The 25,037-nt window shown below is 39.2% G+C and carries 18 protein-coding genes; 16 read left to right on the top strand and 2 right to left on the bottom strand.

Translation table 11 applies throughout. The features are described 5' to 3' along the window. Nucleotides 1–108: 108 nt before the first annotated feature. Nucleotides 109–1,578 (bottom strand): AcpB/EbpR/MafR family transcriptional regulator, encoded by a 1,470-nt coding sequence (locus R8925_RS03940; protein ID WP_430534619.1) that lies wholly within the window; start codon nt 1,576–1,578, stop codon nt 109–111. A gap of 74 nt (nt 1,579–1,652) precedes the next feature. Then, nucleotides 1,653–1,823, bottom strand: coding sequence for a hypothetical protein (locus R8925_RS03935; RefSeq protein ID WP_430534618.1), 171 nt, complete (start codon nt 1,821–1,823; stop codon nt 1,653–1,655). Nucleotides 1,824–2,767: 944 nt separating this feature from the next. Between R8925_RS03935 and R8925_RS03930 the strand changes: the two genes are divergently transcribed. The 16 genes from R8925_RS03930 (at nt 2,768) to bla (ending at nt 24,741) form a co-directional block, all read left to right on the top strand. Further along, the gene (locus R8925_RS03930; RefSeq protein WP_430534617.1) at nt 2,768–7,621 is read left to right on the top strand and encodes an immunoglobulin-like domain-containing protein; all 4,854 of its coding nucleotides are present in this window, start codon (nt 2,768–2,770) and stop codon (nt 7,619–7,621) included. A gap of 91 nt (nt 7,622–7,712) precedes the next feature. After that, a complete protein-coding gene (locus tag R8925_RS03925; RefSeq protein WP_430534616.1) occupies nt 7,713–8,180 on the top strand; it encodes a DUF4352 domain-containing protein in 468 nt (155 codons plus the stop codon). A 36-nt stretch (nt 8,181–8,216) separates the two neighbouring features. Further along, nucleotides 8,217–9,500, top strand: coding sequence for a nucleotide sugar dehydrogenase (locus R8925_RS03920; protein WP_430534615.1), 1,284 nt, complete (start codon nt 8,217–8,219; stop codon nt 9,498–9,500). Between the two features lie 49 nt (nt 9,501–9,549). Further along, complete coding sequence (locus R8925_RS03915) at nt 9,550–10,749, top strand: glycosyltransferase family 4 protein (protein WP_430534614.1); 1,200 nt, start codon at nt 9,550–9,552, stop codon at nt 10,747–10,749. 10 nt (nt 10,750–10,759) lie between these two features. Further along, nucleotides 10,760–12,064: a glycosyltransferase gene (locus R8925_RS03910; protein ID WP_430534613.1), complete on the top strand. Its 1,305-nt coding sequence runs from the start codon at nt 10,760–10,762 to the stop codon at nt 12,062–12,064. Beyond that, nucleotides 12,051–13,160 (top strand): hypothetical protein, encoded by a 1,110-nt coding sequence (locus R8925_RS03905; protein ID WP_430534612.1) that lies wholly within the window; start codon nt 12,051–12,053, stop codon nt 13,158–13,160. Before R8925_RS03910 ends, R8925_RS03905 begins: the two co-directional genes overlap by 14 nt. Before the next feature lie 11 nt (nt 13,161–13,171). Then, on the top strand, nt 13,172–15,325 hold the full coding sequence (locus R8925_RS03900; RefSeq protein WP_430534611.1) for a glycosyltransferase family protein: 2,154 nt from the start codon (nt 13,172–13,174) through the stop codon (nt 15,323–15,325). 12 nt (nt 15,326–15,337) lie between these two features. Continuing rightward, entirely contained in the window at nt 15,338–17,470 is a 2,133-nt protein-coding gene (locus tag R8925_RS03895) for a glycosyltransferase (RefSeq protein WP_430534610.1), read from the top strand. Between the two features lie 24 nt (nt 17,471–17,494). Beyond that, a complete protein-coding gene (locus R8925_RS03890) occupies nt 17,495–18,562 on the top strand; it encodes an accessory Sec system protein Asp2 (protein ID WP_430534609.1) in 1,068 nt (355 codons plus the stop codon). 17 nt (nt 18,563–18,579) lie between these two features. After that, nucleotides 18,580–19,389: an ABC transporter permease gene (locus R8925_RS03885; RefSeq protein ID WP_430534608.1), complete on the top strand. Its 810-nt coding sequence runs from the start codon at nt 18,580–18,582 to the stop codon at nt 19,387–19,389. 15 nt (nt 19,390–19,404) lie between these two features. Then, complete coding sequence (locus tag R8925_RS03880) at nt 19,405–20,373, top strand: ABC transporter ATP-binding protein (RefSeq protein ID WP_430534607.1); 969 nt, start codon at nt 19,405–19,407, stop codon at nt 20,371–20,373. 45 nt (nt 20,374–20,418) lie between these two features. Then, nucleotides 20,419–21,381, top strand: coding sequence for an SDR family NAD(P)-dependent oxidoreductase (locus R8925_RS03875; RefSeq protein WP_430534606.1), 963 nt, complete (start codon nt 20,419–20,421; stop codon nt 21,379–21,381). A 43-nt stretch (nt 21,382–21,424) separates the two neighbouring features. After that, entirely contained in the window at nt 21,425–22,117 is a 693-nt protein-coding gene (locus R8925_RS03870; RefSeq protein WP_430534605.1) for a Crp/Fnr family transcriptional regulator, read from the top strand. Nucleotides 22,118–22,266: 149 nt separating this feature from the next. Next, nucleotides 22,267–22,974 carry a polyphosphate polymerase domain-containing protein gene (locus R8925_RS03865; protein WP_430534604.1) on the top strand — a complete coding sequence of 236 codons (708 nt, stop codon included), beginning with the start codon at nt 22,267–22,269 and terminating at the stop codon, nt 22,972–22,974. A 2-nt stretch (nt 22,975–22,976) separates the two neighbouring features. Next, complete coding sequence (locus R8925_RS03860; protein ID WP_036071588.1) at nt 22,977–23,654, top strand: DUF4956 domain-containing protein; 678 nt, start codon at nt 22,977–22,979, stop codon at nt 23,652–23,654. Nucleotides 23,655–23,817: 163 nt separating this feature from the next. After that, nucleotides 23,818–24,741, top strand: coding sequence for a class A beta-lactamase (gene bla / locus R8925_RS03855; RefSeq protein ID WP_430534603.1), 924 nt, complete (start codon nt 23,818–23,820; stop codon nt 24,739–24,741). Nucleotides 24,742–25,037: the final 296 nt, after the last annotated feature.

Genomic DNA, 25,037 nt, shown 5'->3' with positions numbered 1-25,037 from the left:
TATTGAACCGCCGTATACCGAACGGTACGTACGGTGGTGTGAGAGGTCGGAGCCTAACGGCTCCTCCTACTCGATTTCGTGTTGTAAGCTTACGATGACTTGATTAGTTTAGTCAGAAAAAGCATCATTTTTTCTTTTCAAAAATATATCAAGTTGTTCATAATCTTTTTTTGCAGGTGGCATATTCCAAACAAGTATATCGGAAGTAATGCCCGTTTCTTCATAGAAAGGAAAGTCGCTAATAATCAAATCGATATGCTGCATATGTTCGTGTGAATGTAGCTCATCACAAATAATAATTTGCTCATCTGAATAACGCTTACGTAGCTCAGTACGCAAATATTCCTCCCAAAAATAGCCGTTCTCAGATACGATTTTGACATGGAGTATCCGATATTGCTGTTCTTGTTGAATCACAGTATTGTAGAAATCAGTCAAGTAATGAATCATCATCGCCTTATTAGAGCGTATATAACGATGATTTGGGCTGGTTTCGTATTTGTTTAAGACCGATCTTACTTTTTTGCTAAGTTCGTTTTTATCTGGTGCTATATGAGCATATGGAACTTCCGGCAAGATATTCATTTTATCAATAAAGAGGAACCGTGTTAGAAAATCAATAGTTTCAGCCACAATATGCGTACTATTATGAATCTGATAACCTTCTAAAAGTTTGACCAAATCATTTGCTAGTTCATATTTATGCGGATTAACTAACTGACTATGTTTCACACGTATGTTAGCTTGCCCTTCATCTACATAGGAAAATTTTGTCCAAAAGCACATTAATACATTGATATAGCACTCATGTTTTGGCAACGGAAAACCGATGATATTATCTAAAATTGAGTAATCGACTGGATGGAATTCGCGTTGTGCCTCGGCAATGCTTTTCCATGAATTTAGATCGGCTACAGACATCTTATAGTGATAACCTTGCTTCAAACGTTCCAAACAAACAGCAATTGCAATCGCATAATTAATCCGCGCTGGTAGAGAAAAATAAATGCCAAAACAACGCTCAACAGTCTTGATAAATTCGTTTACCTGCGCATATGGAATTTCTGGAAATGGCCATTTCGTATAAGGATAAGAGCGACTATAAATTTGGAAATAATAAAAACGTAGTCGAATCTCCGCCCCCTTAATATCGAGAGGTGCAGTTTCCAGAACAAGACGACTCTCTGCAAGATACGCATCAATTTGACGGATACGGCGATACATCGTCGGTAAGCTACTGAAATTATCCTCTGCCCAATCTGATAAATTTTGACGCTTTCCTGAAAAAATATCTTTAGAAATCAAATACATATACGAATTGCTCACAGCCATAGCGTATAAATAGGAGAAATTAACTTGCTCTCCAACGTCCAATAAAACATGATATTCATCTTCATAGACATAAGCAATAGCTGGGTCAAAAATTTCCTGCAAGCCCTTAATATCTGTCTCAAGGGTTTTAATGGAACAATGGAGCAATCCTGCAAGCTCCTTTTTCGTATAGTCCTGCTCCGCTGTAAACAAGATATGCAATAATCTCAGTTTCCGATATTCTGACGCGATGACGAGGTTTTTCATAACTAAACACGCTCCTAAAGCACGACTTTCTAATATGCTCAATATAGCACCATAATTTATATTTGTCATTTTATTTAATCAAGTACGTCAAAAATTTCTTGATTTAAGAAGTTTTTGATAATAATCCCAGTTTCGCCTTTTTTTATAGTATTCTTATAACTGTAAGAGGCACCGAGAACGAAACGCATGAAGAAACAAAGCGGTTCAAACGACTGGTGCTTAGCAGAAATTCTTCTTCTGGTCATCCCCCGACCAATCCCACTGCATCGTGCAGTATGAAAGAAACACTTCGAATATCCTTCAAAAAAATCTTCATACAATCAACCAATTTCTATAATGAATGAATAATCTAATGTTAACTTTAACAAGAGATATTTTTAGATTAAAAGAATGGAATACACATATTTAAAGGAGGTGAGGCAAGCCAAGGTTGCACAGCATCCAGAATGAAATGTCAGTGATGTATAACATTTCAAACAACAAGCAAGATAAGTTACATCAAAAGTGTGATAAATCTGCCAATTTAGAGTATAGTAAGCAAAAAACGTCTAAAATAAGTGAAATTTGTTACCAAAAAAAACAATTTTATTTAGTCTGGCAAAGTAGTTAAAACAAAACGAATGAAGATAAAAGAAGAGAAATAGCCTAATAAACGTTTGAAAATAATTATTTTACACCAGACTACTAGGAATTGAAAAACGCACTACAGTAAAGGAATATAAAGCAAAACCTCAATAAATAAATTATTTCCACGATTTCATAAGTTAAAAATCAAAATAATCAAAATAATCAAACTCTAATTTCGTTAGATTTAACAAAGGTTTCACCCAAGCACCACAAAAGTAAAATTATTTACATTTTAAAATGGATATATCGTCCAACTACATTTCTTTTTAGAATAAATTGGCGATTTACAGAAAAAAACATCGCACAGTTGCTCTAAAATCTTATGATATAATCCATACAGCAAGAGTGAAGTAATTCGTTTTACTTCGAGCAAAGACTGCAGGGATGTATTCCAAAACATAAACCGAACACTAATCAGAGGATTTTATATTTTTGATAAATATAAATGAGAATACAGTTTCTGTCACAACTTAGGGGGTGTTTATTATGTGAGGGCAACACGTTTCACGCAGGATAGCAAATAGACAAATAGACAGTTTAAGGAAGAAGGAGAAAAATAAACATGAAATTTGAAGAAAAGGGACCAATTAACGTTCTATCTAAGGCGTCGGTCAAAAAAGCTGCCAAATCACTTTTAGTAGCTACAGTTATTGCAAGCCAAGTATTCACAGTATTACCAACAGGATCATTTGCAGCAGAAGCAACTGGTCAAGAGTCAACAACACCAACATTGCCAACTGCTGATCAAGCAGCAAGCAAAATTGCAATTGAGCCGATGTCATTAGCTCTAGACAATGGTGTAACAGAGAAACGTGCACAAGTATCAACATTTGCTGAATTTGCAGCAGCTGCAGAATCAACAACAATCAATGTTATAGAAATTACTGGTAACTTCCAATTCACACGTAACGTATCAATCAACAGCAACATCCGTATCGAAGGTAACGGCTATTCAGTAACTGCTGGTAACTTCCAAATGATTATGCGTTCTACTTCAATCGTTGATGTTCAAGATTTGAGCATTGCTAATGTTGGGACCAAAGGTGTATTCACTGGTTTTAACTCAACAGCAGCGCCAACAGTTAACTTAACAAACAATGTACAAGTGTTTGGTATGATTATGGGTGGATCGGGTAAACTATCTCTTTCTATCGGGGGAACAAACAATAAAATCGTCAGCCCAGATCAATATGGTATGGATGTAGATGATTTAATTATTGAAGATAACACACGTATTGAAGAACTGTCAGCTTTGAATACAGCAGTTAAAGTTCGTTCATCAGGTGCTGTAAGTATCGGTGATAATTCTTATATCAATATGAATTCAAGCAAAGGTTACGCATTTGACGTATCAAATAGTGCTCTTGTTGTCGGTGAGAACACTGTATTAAAATCAGCATCAAAATACGGAACAGTCAGAGCAGCAACTTTAGTTGTTAAAAATGGCGCTGACTTAACACTTGCATCTGGTGATGTTGGTTACGGTATCTACGTAACTGGAAATATCACAATTGGCGATGATGTAAAGCTTAAAGCAACTGGTACAGGTACAGCTGTTTACGCATATAACACAGGAGCATCAATCGTTGTAGGTAAAAACGCTAATGTTGATATTGTCAGTGACAACGGACATGGTTTTTACGGAAATGCGTCTATCACATTCGGTGATGGTTCATCTCTAAAACTAAGAACACAATATAAAGGTATCTACTCAGCTGGAGCGGCACCAATTCGCTTCGGTACAGTATCTAACCAGCCAAAAGCAGCAGCAGATCGTGTAAAAATTGATATCGATTCCGGTATTGACTACGGTATCTATTCTGCAGGTGGCCCAGTTATCTTCGGTGATGATACAGAAGTTAATGTAAAAGCAAAAGCTGGTTCTATTTATGCTGGTGGAAACTCACGCATCAACTTTGGTTCTAACACTAAAACTACAATTTCATCATCAGCTGGTAAAGGTATTGATGCTGGCGGAGTAGTATTCGGTGACGATTCAACAGTTAGCATTAATGCTTATGTCGATGGTATCAATACTACAAATACAAGCGGTGAAGGTTTAACAACAGGTAAAAACGTAAGCATGAACATCACAGCTAACAACCACGATGGTATCTACACATACAAAAATACAACTTTCGGAGAAAATAACACAGTTGTCATTAAAGCGTTAAACAGCCATGCCATCCATTCATTCTACGGATCAGCAATTAATATCGGTGCTAACTCAAGTTTCGATTTATCCGGAACAGACGGTATTAGACAAGAAGGTGGCGCAGCAGCAGCACTTAATGTAGGAAATGCCTCAACATTGAAAATTGCATCAGCAGCATATGGTATTTACACTACTGGTTCTGCAACATTTGCTAATAACTCTAAAGCCAACATCCGTGCAGGTTCAAAAACAACAAACCCAGCAGTAAAAGCTAACGGTGTAGTTACATTCAACAAAGACACTATGGCGTATGTAGAAACATTATCACCAGTAACAACAACATCTGTATTTGATTTAAGTGGCGCAGCAAACTCTAAATTAGTGCTTAACAGCCCTAAATTTATAGATTTCCGTCAAAATAATAATGATGCAACGAAGAAAACTGGTCATATCGTTAAAGGTTACGGTACAGCAACAGTTGCAAGTCAATCTCGCATAGAAATTAACAACGTGAAAAACTTAATGGCTTGGAACCACGGTACTGACTGGTCTAAAGCATCAAACACAGCATGGACTGACATTGACGCAGGTCGTGTTACATTATCAAACAAAAATGGTACAGCGACAACTGCATATTACGGCGGTGTAGCAACAGGAATAGACGGATTCAGCCTATTTGATTACACACGTCTATCAACAGAAGGCTCAAGTGCAATCGATCGTCCAACAGTTAACCCAATCTATGTTGGAGCTAAAACAGTATCCGGTAAAGGAACTCCAGGAAACGACATCATTGTAACATTCCCTAATGGAACAACTGCTAAAACAACAGTTAAAGATGATGGCACATGGACAGTAGACGTACCAGCAGGAGTTAAACTTGCTAAAGATCAATCTGTAGTTTCATACCAAACAAATGGTGTAAACGACAGTGCTAACGTAAATACAAAAGTACAACAAGATTTATCAGTACCAGGAACTCCTGATGTTGCTCCTATCAAAGAAGGCGACACAGTTCTTAAAGGTAAAGGTGAGCCAAACAAAGAAATTACAATAACACTTCCAGATGGCTCAAAAGTAACTGGTAATACAGACGCTAATGGCGATTTCACTATCAATATCCCAGCACAAAAAGAAGATGATGTGCTTAAAGTAACACAAAAAGGTGATAATGGCCTTGATAGCCCAGAAGTAGAAGTTATCGTAGCATCAAATCAAAAACCAGTTATCACAGCTGATGATCAAACATTCCGCGTGGGAGATACATTCAATCCATTAGCAGATGTAAAAGCAACAGATAAAGAAGACGGCGACATAACAGCAGATGTAAAAGTTAAGAGCAGCAATGTAGATATGGCTAAAGTAGGTAGCTACACAGTCGTTTATACAGTGACAGACAAAGACGGTAACACAACAGAAAAAACAGTTACAATCAAAGTTATCGCAGCAACAGCAGGAACAATCACAGCAAACGAATTCACAATTGGTTCAGACAACTATGTTAAAGGTATCTACACAGGCGATGTTGCTAAAATGTATTTGGAAGTTAATGGAGTTAAGTTAACAACGATTTCGGCAACTGGAAGCCCGTACCAATACTATGCTAACGGTAGCATTACTAAAGCAACGGATCAAGTATTCATTGTAGCACTTGATGCAAATGGTAAAGAATTACAGAAAACAGCAGTGAAAGTAAATGCGAAAGTAACTGCAGGAACAATCACAGCAGAAGATTACACCGTTGGAACGAACTATGTTAAAGGTACTTTAACAGGTGATGTAGTAAAAGCAGCGTTAGAAGTTAACGGTGTTGTAAAGCAAGCCATCAATGTATCCAACCCATACCAATACTATGCAAAAGACAAAGTTTTAAACGCTACAGATGCTGTTTACATCATTGGTTATGATGCGAATGGTAAAGTATTGCAACGTACAAAAGTAAATGTGAAATCAACAGTAGTTACAAAAGGCACAATTACACCAGCTAACTATGTACTTGGAACAGACACGTATGTAAAAGGAACATTCACAGGCGATGTAGCGAAAGTCAGCATAACAGTGAATGGAGTAGTTAAACAAACAATCAACACACCAACTTCACCGTTCCAATACTATGCAAAAGATAAGATCTTTAATCTTACAGACATCGTAATGGCAACTGCATACGATTCAACAGGAAAAGTATTAGATACAAAACAAGTAACAATCACAGCAAACAATGGTTTACCAGGAACAATCACAGCAAACAGCTTTAAGCTAGGTAAAGACAGCTATGTAACAGGAACAAGAACTGGTGATGTTCAGAAAATAGAGTTAGTAGTTAACGGTGTTGTACAACAACGTATTGATGTAACTGCTCAGCCAGCTGGAACATACCAATACTATGCAAAAGGTAAAATACTAAGTGCGACAGATGTAGTTACAATGAACGCTTACAACGCTGCAGGCACATTGGTAAACACAAAAACAGTAGCAATTAGCACAACAGATGGTACTGTCGTTGCAAATACTTTTGTACTTGGTAAAGATGGTTATGTAACAGGAACATTAACTGGTGATGTAACAAAAATTGCTCTTAAAGTAAATGGCGTATTGAAATCAGCCGTTCCAAAAACGGCAGGAGCATTCGAATATTATGCTAAAGATAAAATTACTTCTGTATCAGATGTAGTAGAAGTTATCGCATACGATGCGACAGGCGCTGTCCTTAGCACAGCTACGGTCAATGTAACACAACAAACTGCTCCTGTAACAGTAGGAACAGTAACACCACAAGCTTTCAAAATAGGTACACATTCTTATGTTGACGGCACGTACACTGGTGACGTAGCGAAAGTGGAATTAGAAGTAAATGGAACTAAGTACGGACAAATCCCAGCTAACGGAAATGTTATCCATTATTACGCAGCGGGTCTCATCAAAGACGGAACAGATGACGTGAAAGTAAACGTATATGATGCAACAGGTAAATTACTAGACAGCAAACAAGTAACAATCAACGTAGCAACAGGTACAGTTAATGCTAACCCTGTAAAAGTTGGCGATAGCTATCTAACTGGAACAGCTACAGGTGATGTATACAAAGTAGTATTGAGTGTAAACGGCGTATTAAAAACTAGTCCAGCATTTGTTGCAGCGGACGGCACATACAAATACTTCATCAAAGATCTTAACTTACAACCAACAGATGTAGTAGAAGTAGTCGGACAAGATAGCCGTGGTGGACAAATCAATACAAACACAGTAACAATCACACAATAAGATAACAGAAGCACTAAAATGTGTAACAAAGCATAAAGGGGAATAGGATTATTCCCCTTTATGTATTAAATGAATGAGGTGTACTAAACAAATGAAAAAAGTTTTAATCGCAGGAATTACAGCCTTCACACTTGTATTTGTAGGCGCATGTGGTAATACAGCAGATAATAAAGATAAAGAAACAAAAACAGAACAAACCGCAAAACAAGAATTCAAAACAAAAACAGTCAACAACATCGACATGAAAATCGGTGAAATCAAGACAACAGAAAGCACGAAAAAAGACAAAAACATGGTCAGCATCGCGATGTCCTTCTTAAATAATGATAGTGCCCCAGTAGGCGTTGGCGCTGGCGATTTCAAAATTAAATCCGGTGACAAAACGTATGAGGTTTTCCCACAAGGTAACAACTTTGGTGATGAGTTCAAACCAAATGAAAAACTAGCAGGAAAAGCATATTTTGAACTACCAACAAGTGTTACAAAAGGCACACTTGTATACGCACCAATGGATAAAGAAAAAGCAAGCTGGTCTATCACTATTCCAGAAGCTAAGTAAAAAATTAAAAACCAAACCAGAAAGGGTTGTCATACATTGAAATTAGTTGTTATGGGATTAGGTTATATTGGACTTCCAACCGCAATCATGTTCGCCAATCACAATCAAGATGTACTAGGAATCGATGTGAATGAGAAAGTTATTAAAGAATTGAATACAGGTAAAATTCATATCGAAGAACCAGGATTGCAAGCGGAACTCGATAAAGCCATCCAAAATAATAAATTTAAGGCAGGTTTGGTTGTAGAACCGGCGGATGCATTCATCGTATCGGTTCCTACACCAAACAAAAATGACGCCTTGAAATCATGTGATCTAAGCTACGTTTTATCCGCAGTGACCAATATTTTACCTGTTCTTCAAAAAGGAAATACCATCATTATTGAATCTACTATCGCTCCTCGCTCCACCGAAGATCACATTTTACCACTCGTGGAAAGTACAGGCCTCATCGTAGGGAAAGACGTCTTCCTCGTGCACTGTCCTGAGCGTGTTTTACCAGGCCAAATTATTCACGAATTAATCTACAACAACCGCATCATTGGCGGGGTAACACCAGCATGTACCGAAGCTGGCAAGAAAATCTACAGCGTCTTCGTGCAAGGCGAATTGATTGAATCCGCAGCATCTACAGCTGAAATGTCCAAACTAATGGAAAACACATACCGCGATGTCAATATCGCATTAGCAAACGAACTCGTACACATCTCAGCGAAACTTGGTATCAATGCACTGGATGTTATCAGCATGGCGAACAAACACCCACGTGTCAATTTACACCAACCAGGTCCTGGCGTTGGCGGTCACTGTTTAGCGGTAGACCCTTACTTCATTGCAGCAGCAGCACCAGCAGAATCGCACTTAATTCAACGCGCAAGACACATCAACTCGACGATGCCGAACTTCATTGTTGAAAACACAGTAGCATTAATGAATAAAATACAAGGCAGAAAAATTGCGGTTTTCGGACTCACGTATAAAGGTGACATCGATGACATCCGCGAAAGCCCAGCCTTAGAAATTTATCACGAATTAGAAGCGATGGGACAATATGATGTTGTCGCATACGATCCCCATGTCCAAGCAGGTTTTGTAGAAAATGACATGGCCGTTGCTACAGCAGATGCAGACCTAGTATTGGTGCTTGTTGACCATTCGGAGTTCCGCGACATTACCCCTCAAAGCTTGACAAACATGCGCGAAATAGCCGTTCTAGATACGAAAAATATCGCGACACAATGTGTCGGTATGGAGAAATATTTCAATCTTGGAATGCTTTCGAAAATTGGTGAATTACAAGAAGTTAGCGTAACCGTATAACAACAATTCGCTATAAGCATGTGATCAAAATTAGAAATGTGGATGATGAATGAAAAAGATACTTTTAATATCGCAAAATTTCTATCCTGAAATCGGAAGTGCCGCGAATCGGATGAAGCAACTGTTTCGGTTGTTCGGAAAAAAATATGACACAACGTTGTACACAACGGAGCCGCAATATCCGAATCGCGACATTTACGAACAGGAAAAATTTTGGGACGCAGAACTGAAGGAAGACAAGGTAGTTCGTGTGAAAACACGGACGAGCAAATATGAAACAAAGATGATCTTTCGCTTCTTTCTCTATCTGGAAACACTATGCCGCTTTATGTTGAAAATTGTAAGAACTAAAGAATCTTTTGATGTTGTTTATGTATCGAGTCCACCTATTTCGATTGCACTCGCAGGGCTAGTAGCGAAACGAAAATTCAAAGCAAAACTGATTGTCGATATTCGCGACTTATGGCCAGAATCGCTTAAAGGAGTAGGGAAATTCAATTCACCAATTGTTCTCTGGATTGCTTACAGATTCGAAAAAAGAATTTATAAGCGGGCGGATCAGATTATCGTCAATAGTGAACGATTTGCAAACTATATCACAAGTAAAGGCATTGATCCAAAGAAAATTACCTTCGTGCCAAATGCCCTGACACCAGAAGAATTGGAGTTGGGAAGTTTGAAAAGGCCGATTATTAACGAACCCATCACGGTTATCTACACTGGAAACATCGGGCTAGCACAAGAATTAGCAAGTTTTATCCGTATGGCCGCTTATTTTGAAAAAGATCCAGCAGTTCAGTTCAAAATGATCGGTTATGGGGCTAATTATCAAAAACTGATTGATTCGGTAAAGGAACAGGAGTTGGCAAATATTATTGTGAATCCACCAGATACAAGAGCCAATGTATTGCGAGAACTGGCGCAGGCAGATATTGCTTTTGTGAGTCTTGTACCACACCCTGTTTTTGAAACGGTGATTCCAGGTAAGATTGTTGACTACATGGGCATCGGTTTGCCGATTATCGGTATGGTTTCTGGTTACTGCCGGGAGATTATCCATGCCTCCAACACAGGTTTTATTTATGAGCATGAAGCAGAACAAGACATGTATCGCGGTTTAGCCCACTTGGTTCAAAATCACGAACTCCGTGGCAAGCTAAGACAAAACGGTTTACACTATGCTAAAGCGCATTATAACTGGCAAGAAAATTTTAAACGGATCGAAAAACTGGTATCCGAGTTTGAATGAGGTAGGAAGTATGTCAAAAAAAATCGCTGTATTCGTCTGGAATTACTTTACAAATGATGCACGGGTGATGCGAGAATGCACAGCTTTACAAGAAGCAGGTTATCACGTTGATTTAATCGCTATCCATGATATCAAACAGCCAGAACTTCCCCTACAAGAATCCCCTATTGAGAATTTTACAATATATCGTGTGCAGAATAGCTACCCAGCTTTTCTAACCCCACTAATAAACACGATGCGCTTGATGAAAAGAAGCAAATTAAGCCTAGTACTACTAAGCTGTATCTTTCTATTATTACTTCTGTTTTTCCCCCTCCCAACATGTATCGTTAGTCTGGTAGTAGCTATTTTTTGCCACAGAAAGGTACAGACACTTGTCCGACGTAGCCTTATTTTTACAAGAATGGTACGCCAAGGACTTGCTAAACGCTACGACATTTACCACGCTAACGATTTGAATACATTGCCGCAAGCTACGATTTGCGCCAAGGTTTTTCGCAACAAAAAACTTGTCTATGACTCCCACGAAGTACAGACAAGCCGAACGGGTTATAACAACCCTATGTACGGTATTAGTGAAAAGTTTTTGCTTCGCTTTACTGATGTTTGCATCCATGAAAATGACACACGAGCAGCTTATATTGAAGAGAGATATCATTTCTACCCAAAAGTCATTCATAATTATCCAAATAAGGTGTATCCAGAACAAGCAGCCGGTATTGCAATGCATGCTTTGTTGGATATTCCGGAAACAGAACCGATTTTACTGTATCAAGGGGGCGTTCAAACAGGGCGCGGACTAGATAAACTGGTTGAAGCAACAGCGCTTTTTGATCGAGGTGTGGTCGTGATTATCGGCGATGGTAGAATCAAAGCAGAATTACAGCAACGTGTCATTGATGCGAATTTAGAAGAGAGAATCAAGTTTTTACCGAAAGTGCCATTACACGATTTATTGGCCTACACGAAAAACGCTTATCTCGGTTTTCAAATCTTAAATAATGTGTGTTTTAATCATTACTCGGCGTCATCGAACAAGTTGTTTGAATATGTGATGAGCGGTGTGCCAGTGATTGGTAGCGATTTTCCAGAAATACGAAAAATTGTGCAAGGAGAGCAAGTTGGGATTGTCGTTGATTCGCATAATCCGGTTTCGATTGCAGTAGGCGTGAATACGTTACTAGCGGACACAGAACTTCGCGAAAAAATGCGCCAAAACTGTTTTCTGGCACGTGAAAAATATAATTGGGACAAAGAAAAAGCGATTTTTTTAGAAATCTATAAGGAATTAGAGGATGGACATGACAAAGAATAAAGCCCTTTTGAAACTAAGCGATAATGTGAAACTAAATATGATGAATAATGCAATCACAGCTGAGATGGTACAGACAAAAGACTACTATCAAAAAGCAGTCTTAGATGAATTCGCGGCATCTATTCCAGAGAAAGCCGTCATCTATGCGTTAGACAGCCGGTTTGTGAGTCATGCAATTTACTTTTCAAAGTATCGGGATGCAGGCAAGGTTTACCTTTTTGAAGCTGATAGAGAGCGATGGAAAGAAGTACGAAATGATATCGCGCGAAATAAGTTACCGCACATGGCATGCTTAAGACCTGATTGGATAAAAAATCGTTTTACCGTTTCAGAAAATGGTAAATTAATGCCAGCCGATATGATAGCACCGCATATGATTCATGCAACAGCTCGTGTATTAGAATCTCGCTCACTAGAATGGCTGACAAAGCAATTAGAAAATATAAAACCGATACTCTGGCTGGAAACAGATGGTGAGAATTTTGCAGAAATTGCTTTTCTTTTAGAAAAAATGCAATATCATGTGAGAAAGCAAGTCGGGAATAACGCGGTGTACACGTTCCAAGAAGCTGCAGGAGAAAACAATGAACTGGAAGAAAAAATTTTAGAGCGACTGGATACGTATAAACGCCAAATCGATAGGATGAAGCAGGAGTACGAAGAAGAACTAGTTCTTATCCAAGCCAAATACGACGAGAAAGCACTCGTTTTAGAAGATAAATATCGCGCCATCGAAGAAACATGGGTGGAGCAAGGTAAGAAACAATCAGAAACGGTGAGACAACACCAACAAGAAGTGAATGAGGCGAAACAGCTAGTACAGCACATATCAGAGGCCTTGAATGCAGAAAGAGCAGTAAATAACGACCTGAATAAACATATTTTCAGCTTATTGGAAGATGAGAAACCAGTATTGATAACGATGAAAAAGCGTGATGCACAGCAGGTCAAAGAAATAAACAACTTGAAAAAAGAAAACGCAACATTAATAAGAAAATTAAGCCAAATGACGGAGAAATACAATCGCTTGAATAGTACGAAAGTGATTCGAATGATGCGAAAGTATTGGAAGCTAAAAAATAAAGCCAAAGATTGAGGAATGAAAACGTGAAAAAGATTGAGAATTTATATCATGAAATCGAGTATTTACAAAAGAAAATTTTAAGCAATATTCAGCCTGAAGTGATTGCTTCGAAGGATTTCACAAACGCAGATAATTGGCATAGTTCGAACGATAATCTTACATTCGAGCAACACGGCGATGCAGTCATGGCTACAAATAGCATTGATAAATATATTTACTTTTCTTACTTGGAGACGAACCTTTTATTCAGCCGTTACCCAATGCATATTATTGAGACGGTTCCGGGAGAGAAGTTTGACTTCAGAATAGATATCGATATGAATGGAAAGCAAGAATGTAAGATTGCCGTTATCGAATACGGAAATAAGAAGCAGTTGAAATCAACATTGTTCGACCCGAATAAGGAGAACCACCTAAAAGTAGGGCAGGAAACGACGCGCTTGCGTATTGCATTGCGTGTGCCAGCGAAAACGGTTATAGAGATTACTGGTTGTGAGTTTACTCGAACTTTCGATGCGACAAAGGCAACAAAAAAAGCTGGTGAAACAGTTGTTGAGACACGTGCTGGCCTAAAGAGCATCACAAAAACGACGGATTTGCGTGTGGCCTGTATTTTTGATGAATTTACGCGAACGTGTTATGACAAGGAAGTAAACCTGATTACGTTTACGCCAGATGATTGGCAAGAAGTATTGGAGCGAGAGCAACCACATATTTTGATGGTGGAATCGGCATGGCACGGCAATCATAAAGCTTGGGAGTATAAGATTGGCCGGTATGCTAACCAAGATCGAAGTGCTTTGTTAGGGCTCCTAGAATGGTGTAAGCAAAACGATGTACCAACGATTTTTTGGAATAAAGAGGATCCGATTCATTACGATAAGTTTATTGATACGGCGAAATTATTTAATTACATTTATACAACAGATGCGGACATGATTCCGAAATATAAACAAGCAGCAGGTCATGATAATGTCTTCGCGCAAAGCTTCGCAGTGCAACCTGAGATGCACAATCCGATTAAGTTATATAAGAAGCGGATTGACAAAATGTGTTTTGCAGGTTCTTACTATGCGAATCGTCATGAGGATCGTCGCCGGGATATGGATCAAATTTTAGATGTGACGCAACAGTACGGATTAGCGATTTATGACCGTAACTTTGAGCGCCATTCCCCGGATTTCCAGTTTCCAGAGCGCTTTTTGCCGAGTGTGTTAGGAAGTCTAGCGTACAACGATATGGATATTGCTTATAAAGGTTACAAGTACATGTTGAACATTAATAGTATTAAGGGATCGCCGACGATGTTCTCACGTCGCGTGTTTGAAGGTTTGGCATGCGGGACGCCAATTATCAGTAGTTATTCAAAAGGAATTAAGCGGATGTTTGGTGACTTGGTGCTGATTGCAGAAGATGAGGATGAACTCAAAGAGAAAATTCAGGCGATTACGACGGATGATGCTTTGTATCAGCAAACAGCGCTTGAAGGAATACGCGAAGTATATCACCACCATACGTATAAGCATCGTTTGCGGATGATGCTTGCCAATATGGGCATCACACTAGATGCGCTACCAAAAGCAGTAACTGTTGTATCAGTCGTGCATTCGGAGGCGGATATAGAAGCAGTGAAGGTGAATTTTGACCGCCAAACGTATTCGAATAAAAAGCTTGTCCTGTTTGCCTCCATGTTCGATGGCGTAACAGATTTAATGAACAAGTACAATACGGAAGATGTGAGCATGTATGCAATAACGTATGTGAATCACTATCAAAAACTACAAGATATTATCCAAACAGAGTATATGAGCTATATGGCAGGAGAGCACTTTTACGGAGAGCAATATCTTGCGGATTTATTCTTAGCAACGGAGTATACGAAAGCGGATGTCATCGGGAAGAAGAACTTTTTCGAATGGGAACATGGTGTGTTACAAGAAGAAGGCGCACAAGAAGATTATGAGTTTGTAAGTGGACTGACATATCACCGTGCCTTGTTAAAAACGGCGATTCCAATGATGGGGACGGTACCGGTATTGTTGGGGAATATGGAGAATGATGGATCGATGGCGCATTATTTCCGCCAAGGTGTGTCGCTGTTTAGTAGTGATAAGTTCAATTTTGTTGCTTACGGCGCAGAGGCCCCGACGAACGTTTTAACTAAAGTAGAAATATAGGAGCGATGAGTTGTGAGACAGTTAAAAATCTTAGTCTATGGTGACATGGATTTAAATATCATGGACGGTTCGGCAGTATGGTTGACATCAATGGCTTCGATGCTAGCAATTAACCCGAATGTGCAGACCGATATATTACTGAAAGCGAAGGAACAGAATACGCGCTTGACGGGTGGTATTTCTAATTTTGACAATGTGCAATTATTAGATCCATTTGAGACATTTCCAGAGATGCCTTTTGAAAATGGGAATCGGATTCAGGTTTCAGAAGCACTAGCGCGGATGGAAAAATTGAATAAGCAGAACAACTATCATTTGATAATTATTCGTGGGTTTGCGCTCGTAAAAGAGATGATGAAGCACCCAGAGTTGATGAAAAAAACGATGCCGTATATTACGGATTTCAATCATGACCCAGCAACAATTTCAGATACTGAACGTTCGGATTTACGACAAGTTTATGATAGCTTTCCGAATATGTTTCTACAAACGGAAGCAACACGTGCGATTTTCAGTGAATTGATGGATGTTAGTGGGGAAAAAGTGGCGATTTTATCACCAATGATTCCCGCGCAACCGAACACGCCTGATTATCGCAATCGAAATAACCAGCTCATATACAGCGGAAAATTTGCAGCGGAATGGTATACGGAAGAAATTATCCGTGCCGCGCGCAAGTTAGAAGACACAGATATTACGTTTTGCATCGTGGGCGACAAGTTCCAAGGGGAGCTACGCGCACGTCATGGCAAAATCAAACAAGCATTTCAACAGACAGAAAATATCGATTGGGTGGGTGCCGTATCTCGTGCAGAGTCGCAGGAATATATCGCCGCCTCGGATGTCGGTATTAGTTGGCGCAGTGAATCGATTGATAACGATGCATCGGTGGAGTTATCGACAAAACTACTAGAATACGCCAGACTAGGCAAACCTGTTTTACTAAGAAGGACAAAAATGCATGAACAATTAGTCGGTGCGGATTACGAGTTATTCGTTGACACAGAAGCGGAATTTTTAGAGAAAACGCAACTTGTTTTGAACGACTCAGCAGTATATAAACGTGCGGCAAAAGCGATGTACCAAGCAAGTCAAAACTTCACACTAGAAGCATCTTACGACCGATTGAAAAACATCTTATGGAGCTACAATAAAGAGCCAATGAATCTTTTATTTGCGAGTCATGACTTGAAGTTTATGACAGATATCATTGACTACCTCGAAAATCAACCAAATATTAATGTTAAAATCGATCATTGGACGAATCATACCGATCATGATTTGGCAAAAAGTAAGGAACTACTCGCATGGGCAGATATGATTTATTGTGAATGGGGACTTGGCAACGCGGTTTGGTATTCCCAAAACAAAAAGCCAAATCAAAAGCTCATTGTTCGTGTTCACGCGCAAGAAAAACGCACCGCACATCCCTTCCACTATAACCTCGATGCAATTGACCATATTATCGCCGTTTGTCCTTTCATTATGGAAGAGATGAATCGGATTTGTAAGATTCCCCGCCACAAAATGGTGCTGATTGCTAACACGATTGACACGGAAAAACTAGATCGCCCGAAAAAAGCCAACATTGACTTCAACTTAGGTATTTGCGGTGTGATTCCAAAAATTAAAGGGTTAGACAAAGCGCTTGATATTTTTGAACAACTATGGCAACAAGACAAACGCTACAAACTATTTATCAAAGGACAGTTACCAAAAGATGTAGCTTGGTTGATGGGACGTACCGCAGAACGAGAATACTATGATGCTGTATTTGCCCGTATCCATAACGCTGATTGGGCAGATAATGTTGTGTTCGACAAGCATGGTAACGATGTACACGAATGGCTTCAAAAAATAGGCTACCTGTTATCCACAAGTGAATCAGAAAGTTTCCACACGGTATTGATGGAAGGTATGGCAGCTGGTTCTACACCATGCCTACTCAATTGGCCAGGTGTGGAAACAGTCTATCCCGCTAACTCTATTTTTAAAACACCGACAGCAATCGCAGACTTTATTGCGAGTAATGAATTAAATGAAGCCAATCAACAAAGCTATAAAAACTACGCCTATAAATATTTTAACAAAGCTAAAATTTGTCACGAAATCGAGGACTTACTAACCACAACCTTTGTGGGATAAGTTCCGGATATGAGGAGAGAAATTATGACAAGCGATATCATTATTGAAAAACTGGACACATCCCGCCTAGCCTATACAGCAGGTAAGCTAGTAGTGAACTTTAAAGCGTTGTACATGCTAGAAGCCACTTACACGTATGCTTACTATATCTATTATAATGACCAAATTATTGAGCGTCAGTGGTACCAACCGATTGATAAGCAACAAGTAACAGTGAGTTATCAACCAATTCGTAGCGGCGCTTACAAAATTCGTCTATTTTTGAAAAAAGACGACACGCTTATTATCAATAAAATGACCAATATGTTAAACGTCGATGTAGCGAATCAGCAAACGGTCACGACAACATTGGAGAAAGAAGAAATCTATTACAATGATCATCCTGTGAAATATTTATTCCAACCAGCGAAAACGCCATCTGATAAACTACTGATTTCTTTCTCTGGCTTGCATTCGAATGAATTTCGCGGAGGTCCACCGGTGTATAATCATTTCCGCACTTTATGGCCATGTGATGTCAACAAGCTTTTCATTTTAGATGAGTATAAAGGACAATTCTGTTACTACATGGGGCATAATCGTCGCTCTGATTACGAACGCTCCGTGATTGCACTTATCATGACAAAAGCTAACGAACTAGGTATATCATCCCGAAATATTATCGCATCAGGATCAAGCAAAGGTGGCGCAGCCTCCCTATACTATTCGATGAAATATCATTTTGGAACGGCAATTGTTGGGGCACCACAAGTTTTCTTAGCGAAGTTTTTGAAACAGCGTGCGACCAATGCACCGGTTGTCCGCAAAGGTTTAAACAATATGTTGGGTGAAGATAAAGCCGCAGGGGAGAAATATTACGACGAACTCATCATGAACCTCGTCGATACAAATACAACGTTCCCAGATTTCATTTTCCACATTGGGAAAGGGGACTATCACTATCCACAGCACTTACAACCGTTACTGAAAAAATTAGACCAAAAAGGCGTGCCGTACCAGTTAGATCTGCAAGACTACAGTGACCACAACCAAACGGGTCAGTATTACGCCCCATTTTTATTTGAAACCATCTCTAAAATGATCCAAAAATAGGAAGAAGTGAACAAGCAGTGAAAGAAACGGTCCAAATTCTAAAAGAGCAGGTGCAGCATTTCCATAAGATTACGCGAATTGCGAGATATGATCAGCGAGCTACCTATCAGAGTCATTATCTAGGCATGTTGTGGGAAGTGCTCAGTCCGACATTGCAAGTATTGATTTATTACTTTGTTTTTGGGGTTCGGATGAATGGAGCTAGTTCGATGGATGCTGGTGTTCCGTACATTGTCTGGATGCTCGCAGGAATGATTCCTTGGTTTTTCATCAGCGCGATTATCATTTCTGGTGCCAACTCGATTTATAGTAATTTGAGTGTCGTCTCTCGCGTGAAATTTCCAATGAGTATTTTGCCGTCCATCACGATTTTTAAGTCACTTTCCAGTTATGTGACGATGCTGGTTATCTTACTCGGTTTCCTATTCGTCAATCACCTATTCCCGACTGTTTACTGGACACAATTTTTTTACTACTTCGTGTGCATGTGCCTATTCCTGTACGCTATTTCTCTGCTCAATGCGACGATTACGATTCTATTTCGCGATTACCAGCTAATTATTGGTTCCGCGATGCGCCTTTTATTCTTCATTTCCGGCGCAGTCATTGATGTGACAGCTAACCCATATTCCCTCATGACGAAACTTTTGAAATTGAATCCCTTCGTATACATTATCGAAGGATTCCGCGATAGCTTTTTTTCCAGACAGTGGTTTTTCGAAGAGCCATGGTGGACCGCTTATTTTTGGGGGATGACACTACTCGTCCTTGGCATAGGATCTATCCTGCATCTACGCTTTAAAGATCGTTTCATGGATTATGTATAGAGAGGAAGAATAAAAATGATAGAAAGTATGGTGTCTGTCCAGCGTGTATCGAAGCAGTACAGCATGATTACCAGTCCAGCCAAGCAACTACGCTCGCTTTTTCATCCGCGTGCAAAAAAACCAGCATTCTTAGCATTACGTGATGTTTCTTTTGAGGTGAAGCGCGGCGAAACGGTGGGGTTAATTGGCCTCAATGGCTCTGGCAAATCAACGTTATCTAACATCTTGGCCGGTATCCTTCCACCGAGTCATGGTAGCGTGCAAACAGGTGGCGACGTATCTTTATTAGCCATCGGAGCAGGGCTCAAGCCAACGCTTTCCGGTCTGGAAAACATTCGTTTGAAATGCCTCATGCTTGGCTATTCCAATGCACAAATCGCCGAGATGATTCCAGCGATTACGGATTTTGCTGATTTACATGATTTCATCGACCAACCGATCAAGCGTTACTCCAGTGGGATGAAGGCACGTCTTGGCTTTGCCATTGCGGTTCAAATCAACCCAGATATTCTTATTATTGATGAAGCCTTATCGGTTGGCGACACGACATTTTATAAGAAATGTACCGACAAAATAGCGCAATTCCAAGCAGAAGGTAAAACGATTTTCTTCGTCAGCCATGCACTCAGTCAAGTGCGCACCCTATGTGATCGCATTATTTGGTTGCATTACGGGGAAGTACGACTAGACGGTCCCGCAGAAGAAGTAGGCTTAGAGTACAGCAAATTCGTTCACCGTTTTAATAAATTATCCAAGGAAGAAAAGACCGAGTACCAACAAAAGCTCAAAAAAAGGCAAACGAACACGCACGAACTACAGAGGAGTTTAAGCAACAAAAAGCAACCGGATGTCCGAAAAACAACGGTCGTCTATCTCAGTATTCTTTGGGCATTCACGATTTTTAGCGCAATTGCCATGGAATCCAGCACATTTTTCACAAAATTACAAGAAATCATCGCGAGTATCTTACAAATTGGCAATTAAAAGGCGAAAATACGCGATATAATTTAATGAAGGAGGCAACAAAAAATGAAAAATCGAGTTTTAGTCACAGGTGGCGCAGGGTTCATCGGTTCCCATATTTGTGAAATGTATATAAGAGAAGGTTACGAGGTACTATGCGTCGACAATCTATCTTCCGGTAAAGTAGACAATATTTGTCATCTACTTGCGGACGATACCTTCACTTTTGTGGAAGCAGATATTAAAGACCACGCTAAAATGATGGCTATCTTCCAATCCTTTCGTCCGCAGATTATCAACCATCACGCAGCCCAGAAGTCTGTGGTTAGCTCCATGGAAGACCCCGTATACGATTTAGATATCAATCTTGGCGGTCTGCTTGTGTTACTCCAGTGCACGCAACAATTTCCAATCGAGAAATTTATCTACGTCTCTTCCGGTGGTGCCTTAAGCAAAGTCATCGAAGGTACTGAGAAGTCCAAAGAGAGTGATACCCCTCAACTTCTATCCCCATACGCCATCACCAAATATGCCGGCGAAAAATATCTTGACATCTATGCCAACACATATGGCTTTGAATATACCGTTTTACGCTATGCCAATATTTATGGTCCACGTCAAATTCCAGATGGCGAGTGCGGGGTGGTTCCAATTTTTGTGAACAATATTTTAGCAAACAAACCGTCTGTTCTAATGACCTATCCGGATATGCCAACTGGCTGTACACGAGACTATGTGTATGTGGGAGATGTTGTGGAAGCAAACCGACTAGTATCTGAAAAAGCAGTCAACACCGTTCTTAATATTGGAACTGGAGATGAAATTGCGATTTTAGATATTTACAACACGATTTTAGACGTATTTGAAAAAGAGGTAGCGATTACTGTAGAAGGACCGCGTTTAGGAGACGTGAAGCGCTCTGTGCTTGCCAGTGATCGTGCCAAAGAATTAACGGGATGGACAAATAAAGTAAGTTTGAAAGAAGGTTTGATAGCCTTAAAAGATTCCTTATTGCAGCAACAAGCCTAAAGAGAGATGGCAATCATGTGAAAATTAAAAGGAGGCATTCATTATGCTACAAACATTTGGTGTTGAAATCGACGAGAATTTTCTGGAAATACTGCTGTTTTCCAATAAATCATTTGATAAATATTCCAAGAAAAAAGTACTACCAGCAAAAACAGTTATTGATTCCACGGTAACAGATAATCGTTCTTTCATTTATATAGAAAAAGGGTTAACCAAAATTGTGGCAAGCCATAACACGAAAGAAACAACAATCTCATTCTCGGGAGATGGCGAGTTTATCGGCTTTGCATCTTTGCTATCGAGAGGGGGCAATCAATTTGAGTTAGAGACGATATCTGAAACAACGGCTTATTTTATCGATCCGTATTTTGTTTTAAATGTTATCGACGAGTCAGGTTGGGGGACCTCGATTCTACTCAAAATTATCGAAAATCTAACGCAATCCGTGAACTATTATGGCAAATTTAATCTGTTACCAGCAAAAGCGAAAGTAGCAGCATCACTGTTACATTTAGAATCTAAAAAATTAGGCAAATCAGAGGGGCACTTACCAAAAGAAATCTGTCAACATCATTTAGCAAGCTATTGTCAAATCACGCGGGAGTATGCAACAACAATCTTGTCAAAATTTGAAGAAGAGGGGCTTGTCAAACTAACACCAAAACCAATTACAATTTTAGATATACAAGCATTAAAAGAAATGGTTGGCTTTGAAATATCAGGATCTTTGCATTAATAAATAAAATGGTAACTACAGTACAAGAAGCGTAACGTTTCATTATATGGTACGCTTCTCTTACTCTTCATGGTCAATTTTAGACCATTTTATATAGATGATAGAATATAAAATTTTTATTCGGAAATTTTAGAAAAAGGAGAAAGGTAATGCAGATTTTTGAGCGGAAGGAGAAGAAATATATCCTCAATCAAGATAAATATGAGGAGTTTCTAGAACGAATTTCAGCGCACATGAAGGAAGACAAGTACGGTTTGCACACAATTTGTTCACTTTACTACGATACGGAAAACTATGATTTAATTAAACGATCGAGCGAGAAGCCTTTATATAAAGAGAAGTTTAGAGTTCGTACTTACGGGGTGCCAAGTGATGAGCAAATGGTTTATCTGGAAATTAAGAAAAAGCTAATGGGAATTGTATATAAAAGGAGAATTTCGATGCGTCTTGCTCAAGTGGACACATACATGCAGAGTGAGGAAGAGTGCAAATTTGATGATAGGTTGAATCAGCAAATCAGTAACGAGATTTTTTGGCTCAAACAGAAAGAGACAATAGCGCCTAAAGTTATTATTTCATATGACCGGAGAGCTTTTAGCGCATATGAAGAGGACGGTTTTAGGGTAACATTTGACGCAAAAATAAGATGGCGCAACAACGATCTGTCATTGGCAAATGGGCATGATGGGGAACTCGTAGCACCGGAAATTGATATTTTGATGGAAGTAAAATCATTGCATGCATATCCGCTATGGTTCGCGAATATTCTTTCCGACTTAGATCTATACCCATCTAAATTTTCAAAATATGAACAAGTATATAGAAGATATTTAATGAATCAGAAAGTAGGAGTTTGAAAATGTTCGAAAATATAGTGAAAAGTACGGCGGTAGACTTGGATATGTGGCAAATTATTATGTATAGCGGGACTTCGGTTCTATTAGGGGTTTTGGTTGCTAGCGTTCATATGTATCGCAACACATATTCACAAAGTTTTATCATAACGTTAACGATTCTGCCAATCTTAGTGCAGTCCGTTATCATGCTCGTCAACGGGAATGTTGGTACAGGTATTGCTGTTTTGGGGGCATTTAGTTTGATTCGCTTCCGTTCCGTAGCAGGCGGTGCACGTGAAATTAGTAGTATTTTTTGGTCGATGGGCATTGGGCTTGCGACTGGAATGGGATATTTAATGTATGCACTGATTTTCTCGGTGTTTGTAGCGATTGTCTTGCTTGTCTTGACACGCACAAAATTCGGATCGAAAAGCAAAGTGGCTGAGCGAAGCCTACGTATCTCGATTCCAGAGGATATTGATTATGCGAACCTTTTTGATGACTTATTACAAGATTACGCGTATGAAATTTCATTAGAACAAGTAAGAACAACGAATATGGGGAGTTTGATGGAGCTGAGATACTACATCAAAATGAAAAATATCGAGCAGGAGAAAGAGCTAATCGATGCTATTCGTACTAAAAACGGGAATTTACCAGTTATCTCGGGACGCGTTTCGAGTATTAAAGCTGAGTTATAATAGGAATAAAAAGGCCATTAAGAATCACATCTGAGATATCTTTGTGGCTTTTTTTGCAAGCAAGTATTTAAAGACTTAATCTTTTCTTTCTGTTTTCTGTACGCTTTATTTACGTTTAAAAGGTAAAGTAGAACTTGTACGAAATAAGAGAGGAGTTGGAGAGATGTTTTTAAAGAAGTGTTTAATAGGTTTGATGTTCCTTTTTGCTGTAACAGCTTTGGTTGCATGTGGTAGTCCCGATAAAGAGGCTTCGGCTGAGAAGTTGAAAAATGCACCTGAGCAGAAAAAAGATGGAAGCAATGTGGAGGCAGAATTAAAAAAACTAGAAGAAAAGTACGGTGCAACGCTAGGTGTTTACGGTGTGAACTTGGATGATGATAGGCAGGTCAGCTATAATGACAAAGAGCGATTTGCCTACGCTTCCACATATAAAGCGATTGCTGGCGGATTATTACTTAAAAATTTAACAGAAGATCAGCTGAATAAGCGTATTAAATTTTCAAAAGAAGATTTAGTTGATTACTCGCCAGTGACGGAAAAACATGTGGAAGATGGAATGACTGTCAAGGAACTTATTAACGCGGCAATGACATACAGTGATAATACAGCTGGAAATATTTTGTTTGATCAATTGGACGGACCTAAAGGCTATCAAAAAGAACTGGCGAAAATTGGCGATAAAACAACGCAAGCCGATCGTATTGAACCGGAATTAAATGAAGCAAAGCCTGGAGATAAGCGTGATACAACGACACCAGAAGCAATGGCAAAAGGGCTCTCGTTCTTAGCGACAGAAGGAAACATGGCGGCTGATCGTTTGGATTACTTCAAACAAACATTAATCGATAATACAACTGGTGATAAATTAATTCGCGCAGGTGTTCCAGATGGCTATGCTATTGGCGACAAAACTGGTGCGGGTTCATATGGCACACGTAATGATATCGCAGTCATCTATCCTAAGGACAAAGATGCGAAACCGCTCGTTTGGGTTATTTTTTCCAAAAAAGCAGGCAAAGATGATAAATATGATGATCAACTGATTGCAGACACAGCAAAAGTACTTAGTGACTTTTTTGCTTTATAAATAAATTGATGCCAAATCTCCCGAAGCCAAACATTTCTGCGTGGCTTGTTTAAAGCATTATTTTCGCCTTATCCACTATGTTGGGTAAGGCGATTTTTGTATCTTAGCTATAGTTATATTATGGCCTCTTGTTGATGGGCACTCCTTTTTTGACGAAAAAAAGAAATCAATGTGGTTCGGTTTGTGACCTTTTTATGGTATTATTAAAGGTGAAAACAAGGCTTAAGTGCAAAGGGGGATTGTGCTTAATTTTTTGCAATTGCATTTTTCATACTATTTACAATTAGTCGTTGGTT

It is taken from the genome of Listeria rocourtiae subsp. hofi (genome assembly GCF_963575615.1).
GTDB lineage: Bacteria > Bacillota > Bacilli > Lactobacillales > Listeriaceae > Listeria_A > Listeria_A hofi.
Note: the sequence above shows the minus strand (reverse complement) of the source record. Positions and strands in the feature narration are given on the sequence as shown.

Bases quoted from the DNA above. Each gene is read 5' to 3' on its own strand.
- R8925_RS03940 (WP_430534619.1), bottom strand. From the start codon at position 1,578: ATGAAAAACCTCGTCATCGCGTCAGAATATCGGAAACTGAGATTATTG.
- R8925_RS03935 (WP_430534618.1), bottom strand. From the start codon at position 1,823: ATGACCAGAAGAAGAATTTCTGCTAAGCACCAGTCGTTTGAACCGCTT.
- R8925_RS03930 (WP_430534617.1), top strand. From the start codon at position 2,768: ATGAAATTTGAAGAAAAGGGACCAATTAACGTTCTATCTAAGGCGTCG.
- R8925_RS03925 (WP_430534616.1), top strand. From the start codon at position 7,713: ATGAAAAAAGTTTTAATCGCAGGAATTACAGCCTTCACACTTGTATTT.
- R8925_RS03915 (WP_430534614.1), top strand. From the start codon at position 9,550: ATGAAAAAGATACTTTTAATATCGCAAAATTTCTATCCTGAAATCGGA.
- R8925_RS03910 (WP_430534613.1), top strand. From the start codon at position 10,760: ATGTCAAAAAAAATCGCTGTATTCGTCTGGAATTACTTTACAAATGAT.
- R8925_RS03905 (WP_430534612.1), top strand. From the start codon at position 12,051: ATGACAAAGAATAAAGCCCTTTTGAAACTAAGCGATAATGTGAAACTA.
- R8925_RS03890 (WP_430534609.1), top strand. From the start codon at position 17,495: ATGACAAGCGATATCATTATTGAAAAACTGGACACATCCCGCCTAGCC.
- R8925_RS03880 (WP_430534607.1), top strand. From the start codon at position 19,405: ATGATAGAAAGTATGGTGTCTGTCCAGCGTGTATCGAAGCAGTACAGC.
- R8925_RS03875 (WP_430534606.1), top strand. From the start codon at position 20,419: ATGAAAAATCGAGTTTTAGTCACAGGTGGCGCAGGGTTCATCGGTTCC.
- R8925_RS03870 (WP_430534605.1), top strand. From the start codon at position 21,425: ATGCTACAAACATTTGGTGTTGAAATCGACGAGAATTTTCTGGAAATA.
- R8925_RS03865 (WP_430534604.1), top strand. From the start codon at position 22,267: ATGCAGATTTTTGAGCGGAAGGAGAAGAAATATATCCTCAATCAAGAT.
- R8925_RS03860 (WP_036071588.1), top strand. From the start codon at position 22,977: ATGTTCGAAAATATAGTGAAAAGTACGGCGGTAGACTTGGATATGTGG.
- bla (WP_430534603.1), top strand. From the start codon at position 23,818: ATGTTTTTAAAGAAGTGTTTAATAGGTTTGATGTTCCTTTTTGCTGTA.